The organism is Novosphingobium chloroacetimidivorans (assembly GCF_014204535.1).
GTDB classification, from domain to species: Bacteria; Pseudomonadota; Alphaproteobacteria; order Sphingomonadales; family Sphingomonadaceae; genus Novosphingobium; species Novosphingobium chloroacetimidivorans.
In genome coordinates this window covers 1-12,636 of the sequence record NZ_JACHLR010000040.1, presented here as the reverse complement: position 1 = coordinate 12,636, position 12,636 = coordinate 1, and the positions used below count along the sequence as shown (strand labels likewise).

10 protein-coding genes and 3 pseudogenes are annotated in these 12,636 nt (G+C 56.5%); 5 read left to right on the top strand and 8 right to left on the bottom strand.

Annotation, left to right across the window (positions count from 1 at the left end):
• Window positions 1-169 precede the first annotated feature (169 nt).
• The 3 genes and pseudogenes from istB to HNO88_RS21020 all read right to left on the bottom strand — a co-directional run bounded on the left by istB (window position 170) and on the right by HNO88_RS21020 (window position 1,755).
• A pseudogene (istB, locus tag HNO88_RS21025) lies at window positions 170-932 on the bottom strand (IS21-like element helper ATPase IstB).
• A 77-nt stretch (window positions 933-1,009) separates the two neighbouring features.
• Window positions 1,010-1,240 carry a hypothetical protein gene (locus tag HNO88_RS23120; protein WP_376768797.1) on the bottom strand — a complete coding sequence of 77 codons (231 nt, stop codon included), beginning with the start codon at window positions 1,238-1,240 and terminating at the stop codon, window positions 1,010-1,012.
• The gene (locus HNO88_RS21020; protein ID WP_184250598.1) at window positions 1,171-1,755 is read right to left on the bottom strand and encodes a DDE-type integrase/transposase/recombinase; all 585 of its coding nucleotides are present in this window, start codon (window positions 1,753-1,755) and stop codon (window positions 1,171-1,173) included. Before HNO88_RS21020 ends, HNO88_RS23120 begins: the two co-directional genes overlap by 70 nt.
• Window positions 1,756-2,008: 253 nt before the next feature.
• Between HNO88_RS21020 and HNO88_RS23115 the strand changes: the two genes are divergently transcribed.
• Entirely contained in the window at window positions 2,009-2,236 is a 228-nt protein-coding gene (locus HNO88_RS23115) for a hypothetical protein (protein ID WP_184250597.1), read from the top strand.
• A 151-nt stretch (window positions 2,237-2,387) separates the two neighbouring features.
• Here the strand turns inward: HNO88_RS23115 and HNO88_RS21010 are convergent, their stop codons facing one another.
• The gene (locus tag HNO88_RS21010) at window positions 2,388-3,200 is read right to left on the bottom strand and encodes an SLBB domain-containing protein (protein ID WP_184250595.1); all 813 of its coding nucleotides are present in this window, start codon (window positions 3,198-3,200) and stop codon (window positions 2,388-2,390) included.
• A gap of 19 nt (window positions 3,201-3,219) precedes the next feature.
• Window positions 3,220-4,560 (bottom strand): outer membrane beta-barrel protein, encoded by a 1,341-nt coding sequence (locus HNO88_RS21005; RefSeq protein WP_281384078.1) that lies wholly within the window; start codon window positions 4,558-4,560, stop codon window positions 3,220-3,222.
• Between the two features lie 552 nt (window positions 4,561-5,112).
• On the opposite strand from HNO88_RS21005, the gene HNO88_RS23110 reads away from it, so the two are divergent.
• The gene (locus HNO88_RS23110; RefSeq protein WP_184250589.1) at window positions 5,113-5,349 is read left to right on the top strand and encodes a glycosyltransferase; all 237 of its coding nucleotides are present in this window, start codon (window positions 5,113-5,115) and stop codon (window positions 5,347-5,349) included.
• A 236-nt stretch (window positions 5,350-5,585) separates the two neighbouring features.
• Here HNO88_RS23110 and HNO88_RS20995 read toward each other — a convergent pair whose 3' ends face one another.
• Window positions 5,586-6,713 carry a GumK N-terminal domain-containing glycosyltransferase gene (locus tag HNO88_RS20995; protein WP_184250587.1) on the bottom strand — a complete coding sequence of 376 codons (1,128 nt, stop codon included), beginning with the start codon at window positions 6,711-6,713 and terminating at the stop codon, window positions 5,586-5,588.
• A 336-nt stretch (window positions 6,714-7,049) separates the two neighbouring features.
• On the opposite strand from HNO88_RS20995, the gene HNO88_RS20990 reads away from it, so the two are divergent.
• The 3 genes from HNO88_RS20990 to HNO88_RS20980 all read left to right on the top strand — a co-directional run bounded on the left by HNO88_RS20990 (window position 7,050) and on the right by HNO88_RS20980 (window position 10,712).
• The gene (locus tag HNO88_RS20990) at window positions 7,050-8,153 is read left to right on the top strand and encodes a glycosyltransferase family 4 protein (RefSeq protein WP_312857150.1); all 1,104 of its coding nucleotides are present in this window, start codon (window positions 7,050-7,052) and stop codon (window positions 8,151-8,153) included.
• A gap of 155 nt (window positions 8,154-8,308) precedes the next feature.
• Window positions 8,309-9,442, top strand: a complete 1,134-nt coding sequence (locus HNO88_RS20985; RefSeq protein WP_184250580.1) for an acyltransferase family protein — start codon at window positions 8,309-8,311, stop codon at window positions 9,440-9,442.
• 10 nt (window positions 9,443-9,452) lie between these two features.
• Window positions 9,453-10,712: a hypothetical protein gene (locus HNO88_RS20980; protein WP_184250577.1), complete on the top strand. Its 1,260-nt coding sequence runs from the start codon at window positions 9,453-9,455 to the stop codon at window positions 10,710-10,712.
• A gap of 453 nt (window positions 10,713-11,165) precedes the next feature.
• Here the strand turns inward: HNO88_RS20980 and HNO88_RS22535 are convergent.
• Both HNO88_RS22535 and HNO88_RS20960 read right to left on the bottom strand, forming a co-directional pair.
• A pseudogene (locus HNO88_RS22535) lies at window positions 11,166-12,009 on the bottom strand (IS630 family transposase); the annotation flags it as partial.
• Between the two features lie 365 nt (window positions 12,010-12,374).
• Window positions 12,375-12,509, bottom strand: a pseudogene (locus HNO88_RS20960) (integrase core domain-containing protein); the annotation flags it as partial.
• Between the last annotated feature and the right edge of the window lie 127 nt (window positions 12,510-12,636).

Here is a 12,636-nt window from a genome sequence, read left to right as displayed (position 1 = left end):
CCCATCGCTGCCTCCTTCGTGAGGCTGCCTATGAATCACACGATCGGCTCAATGGGAATCCCCCTCCGATTCCGCCCATCATGAAAATGCTCTAACATCGGATTTGTCAACGCCCACTGAATAATCCCCAAAAGTGCCGATCGAAATCTTCCACTTTGCGGTCCGGGGATCAGCCGGGGCGGTGATCGATCGGTCGCTCCTTGGGTGGTCTGCCTTTGCGACGAGGCGGCGGCGGTGGGTTGATCATGGCGCTCGTCCTGGTGTGTTCTGGGACGATGTCGGTGTGTGCACGCAGCCTGCAGCTGGCGCCCTCGATTTCGATGACGATCGCATGGTGCAGCAACCTGTCCAGCAGCGCGGTGGCGACGACGGGATCGCCGAAGACCTCGCCCCATCGGCAAAGCCGCGGTTGGAGGTCAGGATCATGGCGCCTTTCTCGTAGCGTGAGTTGACGAGTTGGAAGAAGAGGTTGACGCCGCGGGGCGTGACCGGCCGGTAGCCGATCTCGTCGACGATCAGGAGGCCGTTGCGGTTGAAGAAGCGCAGTTTCTCGGGAGCCTGCCATCACGCTCGGCGCGCGCCAGCGTGTCGATCACTTCGGCAAGGCTCGCCCTGTAAACGCGCTTGCCAGCCCGGACTGCCTCGACGCCCAAGGCTGTCGCCAAGTGCGAGTTGCCGGTGCGGGGCGGGCCGAGGAGATGGACCATGTCGCCACGCTCGACGAAGTCGAACTGGGCAAGTGCCAGGATCTGGCTTCGATCCAGCGAAGGCTGGAAGGAGCAGTCGAAGCCCTCAATCAGCTTCATTGGCACCAGCCGGGATGTCTTGATCCCGACGCTGAAGCGCCGGCTTTCCCGGTTGCCGTGCTCATGGGCCAGCAGGATGTCGATGGCCTCAATCGCCGTCATCTCGCCGCGCTCGAGGCAGCGCATGGTGTGATCGAGCGCCTCCAGCGATCGAGGCACCTTCAAGCCAACAAGACTTGTGCGAATGCGTTGAATGATCTCGCTCATGGCCGCACCTCGCGTGCTGCGAGGCGTCGCCCGACCGCCTCGTAGAAGCCCAGCAAGCGTAGCCCAATCTCACGGCCGGAAGGTTGCGCAGCTGTCTCCGTGCGAGCCGGCGCAAGGCTCCTGTTGGCAGGATCGACCCGTCGCTGGTTGCGCCCGTTTAGTACCGGATGGACCGCGATGAGCTTGCGATCCTCGAAGATGCGGATCTCGCGAGGGTGGTTTTGCACCTCCACGAGCCGTTTGCGCGCAGCGTCCGGGACCTAGTAGGGTTACCAGCGACCAAGACCATGCCCTCGTGACTGACCCGCCGCTCGACCGTCAGCAGAGCGTTATAGGCTGCGGCCGGCAATGCGGTGAGCGCTGGCTGCTCGTCGGCGAAGTGCTCGGACACGATCCGTCTCGTCGTCGCATGCAGGCGGGCGTCGGCCACAGTGTCGAGCCAGTCGCGAAACTGGGCATTGAGATCATCGGCGTCCCGGAAGGTGCGACCGAGAAAAAAGTCCTGCCGAATGTAGCGGAGAGGGCGCTCGATCTTTCCTTTGGTCTTAGCGCGGTAGGGCCTGCAGGCCCGGGGCAGTGCGCCGTAGTGGTCAAGCAGCGCCACCAGCGAGCGATTGTAGATCACCACGCCATCGGCGTCCTCGTCGATCACGGCCGTCTTCATGCGGTCGTAGAGGACCTCCGACGGTGCGCCGCCCATCCCGTCGATGGCATCGATGTGGCAGCGAATGACGATCTGCATGTCTTGGGTCGGGCAAAAGCGCCCTCACAGCCGCCGACTGTGCCGAAGACCATCGAGAACAACAAGCGAACCGATTGATCCCAGGCTCATCGGCAAACTCGACGCGAAAATGGGCAAGGTCGACCTAGCGAGACCCTGTCAGGTCATTTTGAGGGCCAACTCAGCAGGCCAGTGCCAAGAGCAAACTCGCGGAGGCAATCCGCAGCCTTTCGGCCGCTGGATTGGGCTCACCCACTTCCTTTGAAACCGCCACATGAACAGTGTCGAGCGATCGATCCAGCCTATCGCTCTGAACCGCAAGAACGCGCTCTATGCCGGCTCGGATGAGGGCGGCGACCACTGGGCGGTGATCGCCACCATCATCGAGATTTCGCTATCTAGCATCATCCCGAAGGATTTGCTCACCCGAACCCTCGTCGTTCCCGCAAACCGCCCAGCCAACCGCCTGGTTGAGCTGGTGCCTTGGGTCACCGTGGCTTAAGAACATTGCTTACGGATCGGCGCAGCTGTTCCTGTTTAGCAAGTTGTGCAACTAGCGGAACGAACTGGGTGATCTAGCTGGATCATACCAACCGATAGTAGCCGCTACGAACACGCAGCCCCTGATGGTTCGTTAGACACAGCATAGGTAATTAGAGCAAGCGCTCATGAATGTATATCGTATCATCGGGCTGAACGGGGCTATCCAGTTCAGCCTTTTTGAGTTTCTGACCTGCCCGATAGATAGTGATGTTGTTCTGAGTGCCTGCGAGCGTCGGCCCGCCAGCACGGGCGAGAACTTGGCGCACAGTCATGCCGCTGCGAACAGCGAACGATCCTGGCCCATTGACCTGACCATAAACAAATACGACTGGAGCGACTGGAACATAGAGTGTATCTCCAGCCTCGACCATGGTGGCAGCGCTCCATTCGCCGGTCAGATCCGAGAAAGCGATGTGGTGCTCGATCGGATCTCTCCGCCGGCTTAATACTACATAGTCAGCGCCATCAGGACGCCCGCCTCCTGCACGAGCTACCGCCATGCCAACGGTGAGGGGTCGATCCAGAGGATAAATACCAGGCGTACCAACTAGGCCGAACACGGTCACCACGTTGCTGACATACTGCGTCACATCAACGTTGACCGACGGTCTAGTGAAATAGCCGCCCGAGCGAAGCTCATTTGTGATCTGCTCTGCAAGCTGGCGGGCAGTGCGGTCGCGTGCTTGCACTGCGCCGAGGAAGGGCAGAGTGATTGTACCATCCTCTTTGATACGTGTCCTAACTACTTGATTCTGCTGCAGGCTTGCACCGAAGATCGTTACCTCGATTTCATCGTTTGCTCCGAGCCTGTACCCATCGTCGGGTTGCATTGAGCCGATCACATCGGTCGGGCTGGAAGCCTGATAAGGTGCATTCGCGCCAAGCGGCAGCGCGGCAGCGGCGATTAGGACGCGAAAGCGCATGGCATTGTTCTCCATTTTCTTAGAAATGAGCGCCGATCGAGCTCGAAAGCACGGTCGATGTGTAGTTATAGGTCGGATTGTCTGCCTCGCGCCGGCGATGGCTCAAATCGAAACTGGCGCGTAGACGGTGCGATAGGTCATAGTTGTAACGAGCGGAGATGATGTTCGACCGATCGGCCCGGATCGGCAGCAAGGAGGGGGACAGGTCTTCACCTCGAAAGTCTCGTTGGCTGCGATTTGCAATCAAGCTGACCCGACTTTTGCCACTCAGCTGTAACTCTGCGCTTAAAGTGTAATTACTGCGGATCACATAAGTAGCGCTAATTCCGTTCTGATTAGTTACTTCCCGTAGTGCGGCTCCGGAAATGACTAGTCTAGGAGTTGGGAGCCATTCAACTTGGGCGTTGTAGGAGGCACCGAGAAAGCTGCGGACGCCTGTGCGTCGCGGGTTAGCTTTGGTAAGCCCGCCGGCGGCACTGATCCGAATGCGCGGAGAGACTGATCGGTTAAGGCCTACTGAAAGGGTATACACGTCTGTGTCATCGTCGAAGCCGGTCAGTTCAGCAAAATGTGGCCGACGGAGCTGCGCTGCCGTTGCGTTTAGCGTCACTGTGCCAATGCTGGGCTGAGTGTAAGCGACGCCTAAGCTCCCCACGTATTGTCGGTAATCAAAAACACGCCTTTGACTGCTCTCAAGCGACCGATAGGTAAAACCCGCTACAGGATTGAAACCGCTTTCCCGCGTGCAATTCGCGCTCACGTTATAGACTTGGGTTGCCGATGTAGACCCTGCCGCGGCCTGGGTGTCATTTAGATCGAAAGTGAGCCTGCGGTAGCTCGCATCCGCTTTTACCGAGCAGGCTGCACCCACCGGAGCTCCCATCGATCCTTCCGAGATTATCCGGCTCTGGTTTAAAGAGCGAATGCGGTCGTTGAAATCGTAGCCCACGGAACCGCTGAACTTGAGCGCTACGCGCCCGAACAATCGACTGTAAGCCAGATCGACTCCGGGAGTTACGCGGAGATTGTCGCGTCCGCTGCCACTTTGGTCGACATTACGCAAGATATTAGTGTCGTACGCCATACGGATGCTGGGCACGAGCGTGAAGCGAGGCTGGTTGTTGGCCCCATTGGTGCTAAGCGGTGATGAAACCGACACTTGGCCGATTACCGGGGCCCCTTCTGACCCGGTCGGAGGCACGGTTTGAGCCCATGCGCTGCCCGCAACACCCCCGGCGGAGGCGACGAAAATAAGGCAGCCAGCTCTCCAGTGCGGAAGCCGAACTTGTGCAAATGCGCGACGCGACAACCACCATGCTCCCGCTACCTTCCCAGTCGCGACGACCGGAGTGAGAACCATATGATCCATTACATTGCGTGGCAACGGTCTAGCGTTTGTAAGAGCTATTCACCTGCGCCAGCTACCGCCATGGCGCGGACGGACGAGCATCACTTCATGCCTTGGGAACCTCACAGGTACCATCTTCTTCAAACGCAGATGAACTGTCCCGAGTTCGCCCGAGGCCATTCGGCTTAAGTGATGTGGTGACCGGATTGTCGCCCAGCATGGATAAGGCGTCGGGTGCGGAGGCGCCTCGCGGATCCTGGTCGGAGTGTAGAACAGATGTTTTTGATGCGCTGACTACCGATGGGGGAATCGATAATCGATGATCGACGCCACCATTATCCGCGCACACCAGCAAGCGCCAACCATCATAGAGGATAGAGCGGGGGCGTGCGATCAGGCCGTGTGGCGTTCCTGCGAGTAGCTCTGACCTGACCGCCAACCCATGCCGCCTCCTTCGTGACGGCATCCTATGAATCACATGATCATCGCCATGGGAACCCCTCGCCGATTCCGCTCATCGTGGAACTGGTCTAGGTAGCGAGGCAACAGTTACAATTATAGGCTATGGTCGCTCGAGAGGGTGTTGCGGGCGACGGCAATGGCTTGTGCGTCGCGCATAACCTCCGCAGGGAAAACTCACATGAAGAGGTCTTCGGCGCTCTCCGTGACGCAGACGTTTTCCTGCTTCCGTCGGTGGTCGCCGATTATGGAGATATGGAAGGCATACCTGCGTCGCTAATGGAGGCAATGGCGCTCCGCGTTATCACCGTATCTACTTGGCATAGCGGCATACCGAGCTGATAGAAGACGGGAGCAAAGGCTTCCTAGTGCAAGAGCAAAATTCGGATCAAATCGCTTCAATCGTATCAATGATCGTCAGTCACGGTCTTGGTATTGTGGAGGTGAGAAGAGTAGCTAGAGCAAAGGTCGAGCTTGGATTTGATAATGCGCGGTGAGACAGGCGCTTAGAATTTCGACTGCTTGCCATGTCGGAGAGAGCTTAGCGAAGCTTCGAAATAACTGCTGTGCATGCAGTATCAAAGTCGGTTGGCGTCGAAAAGTTCGGGGTTGAGTATTCGCTCGGCTACATCTTCCCACGTTTTAAATTGACGCGGGGCGACGCTGCCCGCCGTCGATAAGGCCTGGCCCATCGCTTCACGCATTGATTCCATGTCTCCGGGGGCGTAGCCGGCGCGACTGGTGACCTCGCCAACGGCGAAGTGAGGACAGACCGCGGGCAGCCCGAATAGCTCGTATTGTGCCAACTTAAGGCTCGAGTCAGCAAGATACTCAACACCTGGAGCGGGGCGGTATGGGGCTATTCCTACGGCGGCATGTTTCACAAAAGGAAGGGTGTCCTTGAACGTCATCTCATCATGGACGTAGAGATTATCTGATCCGGAGAAATACTCGCCACAGCCGATTACATGAAAATCGACGTTAGGAAAGAGCGACGGAATCGTCTCGAAGAACCGGCGGTCAAACAACATAGATCCGACGGATACCGCCGCCGGACGTCCATTGATGTAAGGACTAGGGCCGATATCCCGAAAATCTTCATGATGAACACCGAACTCCGCCAAATAAAGGCGATTGCCTAGCCAGCTAAAATCTTTCGCCATTCGGGCTGATCGCAAAGATGCGTGATGAATCAGTGCTTCGTTCGCTATGAGTCTTCGTTGCACAGCAGGGTGAGCGCCAACTGTGTCCAGCCGGTCGGTAGCATAATATATGATCCGAGACTTAGGAGCTAAGCGGCGAATTCGCGGTAAAAAGATCGCCGCGACGCTGGATTCAATAACCACATAGTCAGCAGATCTGAGAATTTCGTCGAATTGCGCATTCGGCCAAGCGGCATATAGCGTAAACAACTTGTTCATCAGCGCATTCAGGATTTTAGAGCGACTGGCGAAGGGATGAACGAGCGTTTTCCACAGGAAGCAGTTGATGCCGTTTACCTCCTCGATGGAGTTCGCGGTATGGTCCAGAGATAAACGGGAGTCGCCGGTTCGTCGAGACATTCGGCTATATCGCGTCGACACAAACCAGACCTCATAGCCTAGATTGCGTGCTCCATCAGCCACCTGCTGCACGCTAGCGCGCTTCTTGGTGCGGTAATCCTGAAACGCCGAGAGAAATACAACGCGGCCGCGTAAAGACGTCATAATTCAGGACACCTCTTTGTTGCCAACTTAAAACGCTACCAATGCTCGACCCAGCCGATTTACACTGCCATCGGCGCGAGGTCGAGCACCGCATGGTAGGCGCGCTCCTTCGCTACTAACGAGTCCGAGCGCCTTTTTCCAAGTTCAGGGCAGGGAAGAGTCAAACGACTACGCCGATCTCGTCTAGTCCGTACCGCTCTGATTGGCGGGTTGCATATCGGTGGTGATAGTGGCAGTGCGACATCCGGGCAAGCACAGATCTTTGTTTTTCCGATGACCGGAAATCGCATGCGCGCGAAGCATTTGTAACTTACGTCCTGAGCGGAGCCGATCCTTATGCATGTCTGCCACGTGGTCCGCCAGTTCGCGCCCATGATAGGAGGGCTGGAGGATGCGGTTGCTCAGTTGGTCAAGCACCTCCATCGTGATCATAGTATCGATGGATCGGTAGTGACGCTCGATCGGTCATTTGGGGATCTCAGCCGTCACCTACCAGCGGTGGGCAAGAGTTCGGGCATCCCGATCCGCAGGATTCCCTTCATCGGTTCCAGCCGATATCCGGTCGCGCCCGGCGTGCTAAAAAAGCTAGGAGGCGCCGACCTCATTCATGTTCACGGCATAGATTTTTTCTTCGACTTTCTCGCCGCCACCAGGTTCCTGCATCGCCGCAGGCTTGTGGCTTCGACACATGGCGGCTTTTTCCATACGGATTACGCGTCAAGAGCAAAGCGCATCTGGTTTGCCAGCATCACGCGAGTGTCTGCAAGCGGGTATGCGCGGATCTTTGGCTCTAGCGAGAACGACGCGGACATTTTTCGTCAGATTGCACCAAGGCAGACAATAGCCATTGAGAATGGCGTCGACATCGACAAGTGGCGAGATGCCGGGGCGCGCGAGCCGAGCCCGACATTGCTCTTCATCGGCCGCTTTGCAGTCAACAAGGATGTGCCCGCATTGATCCGACTAGTTGCGGCGCTCGGAAGGCCCTGGCAGTTAATCGTTGCAGGGCAGCCTTCCGATCTCTCGGTTGATGATTTACGTTGGGCCGCCGCTGCAGTTGGGGCCACCGAGCAGTTAGAAATCCACGTTGGTCCCGATGATGCCGCACTGCGCGAACTCGTCGGCCGAGCAACCTACGTGGCTTCTGCCTCGCGCTACGAGGGATTTGGCCTTAGCGTGGTGGAAGGAATGTCAGCAGGGCTTGTGCCTGTTTTGCGCCGGATCCCGCCCTTCGAACGGCTTGTGGAGACCACCGGTTGTGGCTTGCTTGTCGACATGGATGATCCGCTATCTGCCGCAGGTGAGGTGCAGAAATTTCATAATGAGCAGGCGAGGGCGAGGCGGGCCGCCGCCATCCTGGCGGCCGCGAGATTTGGCTGGACGAGGGTCGCCACACGCTTTGCCGCAGAGTATCGGGCTGTATTGGGTGAGAAAGAGTAATGATCGCGAACTTCATCACTAGATGGTACAAGGGCCACCTATGACACGCAGAACTATCTTTTTCTGCCTTGATGGCTTTGGCCTTACGATCTTGCGCCTAATCAGCCTCTACCACGGCGTCTACAGTATCGATCGTCAACCCAGAGACGTTCCTGATGCAAAATAATAGCTCCATTGACGGCGACGTGCCGAATACTTTTGATCGGTCGAATAGTCTTCCACGTCAGTTACGCAGCCTGCAATGGCTACGAGCAATTGGAGCCATGTCCGTTGTATACTTTCATGCGGCAATACAGGTGCGACATCTCAAGGTTGGGGTAGTCGCCCCAGTCATTGGCGAAACCGGAGTCGATATCTTCTTCGTTCTAAGCGGCTTTATTATGTGGGTGACAACCCAGAACTCACATGTCAGCCCAAGAAAGTTTTTCGCTAGACGCATACAGCGAATCGTCCCACTCTACTGGCTACTAACTATTGCTGTGGCGCTATGCGCGATTGCGATGCCCCACCTCCTGCGCTCGACACGTTTTGACGCTCTTCACGTGTTAGCATCATTATCTTTTATTCCCTGGCCTAATCTCGCAGCTGTGCCCGGGACCTCTACTTATCTTAGTCCCATAATAGTCCCGGGTTGGACACTTAATTTGGAAATGACGTTCTACCTACTATATGCTTGTTGCCTGCCGCTTCGCGAAGGTCGCCGTGTTGCGAGCATAACCATATTGATAACGGCATTGTATGTTGCTGGCCTTGTTGGCGCCAGAAACCACTCCATTGCATCGTTTTATGGTAATAGCATTATCTTTGAGTTCCTAATGGGTATCCTCCTTGGCGCCTATCTCATACCATTTCTGCGCTTCTCTAAGGCGTTGGCATGGGCATTGCTCGCCATCTCGATTGTTACCTTAGCGTTCATTGAGTCTGCCGCGCCCGACTTGCCGCGCGCTCTCAAGTTTGGCTGCCCCGCATTTATCGCGATCGCCGCAGCAGTAAACCTTGAACGTCGAAGCGCAGTTCCTGATCTACCTGCATTGGTAAAGCTTGGCGACGCTTCCTACAGCATCTACTTGAGTCACATCATCGTTCTGGCAGGCCTAAGAATGGCCGTGAGATTTTTGGGCATCGATGGATCGCCGGGAACGGCGTACGTCTTTATCGCTATTGCTTTGCTTGCCTCAGCAATTGTCGGACTGCTAATTCATGAGTATATTGAGAAACCGCTGTCCAGGATTAAGCTAGGATTAGGCGGCCTGAACAACAAACCTCGTAATACGACACCTCAGCATTAGGCGATTTGCAATGTACGGTGTACCAGTTGCAGCCCCTGCCGCCGGTCGGCCGGGCGGTGAAGAGTGGAGGGCTCAGCGTTTTAGGCTATGCCTGTGGATCGTCGCTGTTCTTCCATCAACTTACAACGCCATCCTAGCTGCTCTTAATGCGCAAGGCTTACGAAGCTCGCGTGCGGCTGCAGTCGCCGTTGAAGGTGGAATACTAGCACTTTGCATGGCTGCCTGCTTTCTGACGGGGGGGCGAAGGCGGGACTTAGGTCCGATACTACTATTCTTCTTCGCTGCAATACAAGCGATCGTGACGTCGCTTATAAATGAGACAATTTATCCGGACTTTCTGCGGAACATGGCGATAGTAGCTGCGTTCACAGCCGTCGGTTACAGGGCCTCCTGGCGGGATATTCGAGCGGTATTCCGTATTCTGTCTATTATTGTGCTGGTGGTGCTCCTGATCGAGCTAATTCACCTTCCCCTTTATGTAGCAATGTTTCAGCCGGCCTCCTATCTTCAAGCGAGTCGAGGCTTGGAGGAGTTTAGCCTTAATGATACGGGGCTATTTGCTAACGCGGTCGGCTTCCAAGGTCGGTTTAGCTTTGGTATTTTTCAGGGGCCAAGAACATCTTCGATATTTTTGGAACAGGTTTCTCTTCCGGGGTTCGCGTCGGTTTTGCTTGTCTTTCTTCTGGGAAACTGGCAGCGTATTTCTAAGTCTGACAAGGCTCTGCACGTCATTTTAGTGGTGCTTATCGTTCTAAGCAACAATTCGCGCACCTCGAGCGCGCTTCTCGTTATCAATGCGGCTGGTTACTATGCGTACCCCTATCTCTCCGGGCGCCTTACAGCAGCGATCATGCCGATCTGCCTATTAACGGCGTTCATTGTGGTTGGCCCTACGGCCGCCTCACTAGGGACAGACGACACAATTGGGCGTCTTTCCATCACCGTTGCAGACCTAATGAATCTGAGTGCCAGTGAGTTAATTTTCGGCTCGCTTTCAAAAGTTACTCATGCATACGACAGCGGATACAACTATCTGATCGTATCGAGTTCAATTTGGGGCCTTCTCGGCTTTTGGATTTACCTAACCTTTGTTCCGGCAAGTCAGACTCCCGCGCAGCGAAGGGTACACTGGGGCTTGGCTGTCTACATCTACTTGTGGCTCATGATTGGGGGAACTGCGGTTTTCACGATGAAAACGGCCGCTTTGCTCTGGTTAGTTGTTGGTAATATGGTGTCTGGGGGAGGTAATCTCGATAAAGCCGACCATTGAATACATCACTCCTTCTCATAAAACGTCATATTTGATATTGTCCGGAGCGTCTTGAGATTGATAATCCAAGTCACTCCTCCAGGATGTGATGAGGCGTTCGTCGACTGCAGCCGCAGCGAGTACCTCCTCGCACTTGCGCTCAGCTGTCGAGTGAGGCATTGCAGTTGCAAGATCGAGAGCACTTACTGGTGCCATCCACATCACTCGAGCTCACGAAGCACCGCGGCAGGCAATCAGGGTGCAAGGTCTACTGCTACGGGCACAACATGGCCTCGCCTATGCAGGCGAGGTGGGCATTCCTATTTACCCGCACTGTTTCACCGTTTGAGGATGTGCCGTTGATTGGTATCCGGGTCAGCAGGCAATCCTGCGGTGATTAGGCCGCGTTTTATAAAAGCGATGGCCACAGTCGGACGGCAGCGGGGTTGAGGAAGGTCTCGAACGATAGGATGGTCTTGTCGTAGCGTGTCGCAGCATCGCCTTGAGCCGGGCGAAAGCCTTCTCGATCGGTTTGAAGTGGGGACTGTAGGGCGGAAGATAGCGTAGACTGGCTCCCACCTCCTTAATCAGGTCTCGGATTGCGGCGCGCTTGCGACTTGAGAGATTGTCCATAACGACGATGTCGCCGGGGCGCAGCTCGGGAACGAGCACGTTGGTCACGTAGGCCTCGATCTGGTCTCCGTTGTTGGGCCATCAAGCACCATCGGCGCGATCATGCCGGTCATGCGCAGGCCGGCGACAAAGGTGGTGGTCTTGCGATGACCATGCGGGAAGCCCATTCGCAGGCGCTCGCCTCTGGCACAGCGACCATGGCTGCGGGTCATGTTGGTCGCAGTCCATGTTTCGTCGATAAAGACGAGGCGCTCTGGCTCGAGAACAAGCTGGTCATCAAACCAGGCATGGCGCTGCCTCAAGACATCAGGTCGGTCCTGCTCGATTGCGTGACCCGACTTTGTTTGCGCGTGATCCGGTGACGATCGAAAAAGCGCCAGAGCGTGCCGATCCCGACCGCAATGCCACGCTTGGCAAGGCCGGTCCGGATCTCGGCAAGGGTGATGTCGCCATTCTCCTCCAGCATGGCCAGGATGAGCTCGGCATGTGCATCGGTCTTTGACGAGCGTTGGTCGCCTCCTGGCTTTCCAGGCACCGCTCGGCCGTGCCTCAACGCCATCTGCCGCCAGCGGATAGCCGTCGCCACGCCAGCTCCGAACCGATCTGCAGCTGCTCGGCAACTCAGGCCGCCATCGATCGCGGCCACTACCTGGCCACGCAGATCCTCAGATAGTGCTCTGCCCATCCATGCCGGCCTCCAAATCCAGCCAGGCGGGTGAATCAGACCTAGCGCGGCAAGGGAATACCGCTTGATTCAGGCACTGTGGAAAACGCTTTAAGCTCACCCCGTCCCAAGCATGGGGCGGAATGCTTCGCATTCTATGACCTGGCCAAGTGTCGCAAGCGGGTTGCCCGTCTCTGGCAACCGCTTTACGTGGTCACAAATTGCAAACAGGCGCAACAGCTTCATCTCGCGTCCCGCTCTCAAGCGCCAGGTGAACCACGTCAGGCCACATCACTCCACAGGTGAAGGGTGTCTCAGGTCGAACGCTCTTGATTATTCGTGACACTTCAAGGTTCGCACGAAGGCACGGTGAGTGTCGTTGCCCCCTAATTGCCTGACGAGGCCTCGCGGGTCTGTGTGCTGTACTCGCGGGGTGACCGGTAGCCTAGCGCCTTGTGCGGGTGTACCTCGTTGTAGTGCGTCTGCCAGCGGGGCGGTTGCTCTATGACAGTGCGTGCGTCGTCCCCTGGCAACGAGATCGAGCGCAAGAGGAGTGTCAACGCCGACTGGATAATCCCCAAAAGTGCCGATCGAAAATTCCCCACTTTGCGGTTCGGGGATCAGCCGAGGCGGTGATCGATGGGGCGC

Excerpts from the sequence above, each read along its gene's own strand:
- HNO88_RS20985 (WP_184250580.1), top strand. The coding sequence starts at position 8,309 with ATGCAAAATAATAGCTCCATTGACGGCGACGTGCCGAATACTTTTGAT.
- HNO88_RS20995 (WP_184250587.1), bottom strand. The coding sequence starts at position 6,713 with ATGACGTCTTTACGCGGCCGCGTTGTATTTCTCTCGGCGTTTCAGGAT.
- HNO88_RS20990 (WP_312857150.1), top strand. The coding sequence starts at position 7,050 with ATGCATGTCTGCCACGTGGTCCGCCAGTTCGCGCCCATGATAGGAGGG.
- HNO88_RS21005 (WP_281384078.1), bottom strand. The coding sequence starts at position 4,560 with ATGGTTCTCACTCCGGTCGTCGCGACTGGGAAGGTAGCGGGAGCATGG.
- HNO88_RS21010 (WP_184250595.1), bottom strand. The coding sequence starts at position 3,200 with ATGCGCTTTCGCGTCCTAATCGCCGCTGCCGCGCTGCCGCTTGGCGCG.
- HNO88_RS21020 (WP_184250598.1), bottom strand. The coding sequence starts at position 1,755 with ATGCAGATCGTCATTCGCTGCCACATCGATGCCATCGACGGGATGGGC.
- HNO88_RS23110 (WP_184250589.1), top strand. The coding sequence starts at position 5,113 with ATGGTCGCTCGAGAGGGTGTTGCGGGCGACGGCAATGGCTTGTGCGTC.
- HNO88_RS20980 (WP_184250577.1), top strand. The coding sequence starts at position 9,453 with ATGTACGGTGTACCAGTTGCAGCCCCTGCCGCCGGTCGGCCGGGCGGT.
- HNO88_RS23115 (WP_184250597.1), top strand. The coding sequence starts at position 2,009 with ATGAACAGTGTCGAGCGATCGATCCAGCCTATCGCTCTGAACCGCAAG.